The organism is Polaromonas sp. P3_C2 (genome assembly GCF_056402675.1).
Map to the genome: position 1 here is coordinate 1 of NZ_JBFUGX010001127.1, position 791 is coordinate 791.

At 53.4% G+C, this 791-nt stretch carries 1 protein-coding gene; it reads right to left on the reverse strand.

What is annotated here, in order from left to right; genetic code table 11:
- Positions 1–112 precede the first annotated feature (112 nt).
- Positions 113–619: a type II toxin-antitoxin system VapC family toxin gene (locus AC1DWI_RS25100; protein ID WP_477670966.1), complete on the reverse strand. Its 507-nt coding sequence runs from the start codon at positions 617–619 to the stop codon at positions 113–115.
- Positions 620–791 lie beyond the last annotated feature (172 nt).

Below are 791 nucleotides of genomic sequence, written 5' to 3' on the forward strand. Positions count from 1 at the left end.
TCGCCATATCAACCCACGCGGCGAGCTACGGAAGGAAGAGGGCTTAGAACGTCCAACTAAATACAAAGAACTGGATGGTGGTCAATGTCGGGCCAGAAGCCTGAGGTGTGTTTTATCCCACTACCTCTACAGTCAAGCTAAACACCGTCTGCACCAAACCGTTCTCGATGTATTGAAAATCCCCCACATTCTCAGTGACCAAAATAGCAACAGGATCAAAGTCGACGCAGGTGGCGGCTATGACGGCATCAGGTAATTTTAGTTTTCCGCCATTGGGGCCCGCAGGTGCTCCCCCAAGAGCAGCAGCCCTGCGCAAAGCTTCTGCTCTAAGGCTCGCAGCTTTGTCCAGTATCTGCGGAGTCACGTCCACCACCATCAGATTTTCCCTATCGAATTCCAGCTGAAATGCTGCTTCAGCCGCCATTCGGACATTGAGGTCAGGCAAGCGACGCGCAGCGACCATGCATTCGGCAATGCAGATACCGCTGGTTGCCATTGCCGCCCCCGGATACTTCATGCGCAGCGCCGCAAGTTGTGCCCTTACTTTTCCGGATTTAGCGGCATCCCCTAAAACGAGATGACTCCAGACATTGGTGTCAAAAAGCAAAACATGGCTCATGCTTTGCCTCTAGACGGAGGGATATCGCGTGCACTCCATGATTCGCGCTCGTGTCGTAAAAACTCATTGAGCGCTGTAGAGTCAGCCCCCTCTAGAGATGGTCTCTCAGCATTCAAAAGACTGTCCCATCCAGCCTCGAGCTCCAGCAAGTCGCGGCCAGTTGAGATGGCCT